Source organism: Microbacterium sp. ZOR0019 (assembly GCF_000800925.1).
Taxonomy (GTDB): Bacteria; Actinomycetota; Actinomycetes; order Actinomycetales; family Microbacteriaceae; genus Microbacterium; species Microbacterium aurugineum.
Window position 1 is genome coordinate 1 of sequence record NZ_JRKC01000119.1, and the last position, 231, is coordinate 231.

Annotated in this window: 1 protein-coding gene; it reads left to right on the forward strand. The window is 59.3% G+C overall.

The features are described from left to right. Positions 1-22: 22 nt before the first annotated feature. Positions 23-231: WXG100 family type VII secretion target (locus L978_RS18150; protein ID WP_047524897.1), on the forward strand; the 209-nt coding region annotated here is incomplete at its 3' end.

The window sequence follows — 231 nt, forward strand, 5'->3', positions numbered from 1 at the left end:
TCGATTTGCGGAGGTGTGGACGATGGCCGATTTCGGTGCGTCTTATGCAGAGATGGAGCAGGTGGCGTCGTCGCTGTCGCAGGCTCGTGATGACATTCAGGGTCAGTTGGACACGTTGAAGGGTCAGGTGGACACTCTTCTGGGTGAGGACTTCAAGACGCAGCATGCGTCGGGGAAGTTCGGTGAGGGGTACACGGAGTTGACGACGGGTCTGAAGACCGCGGTCGACGG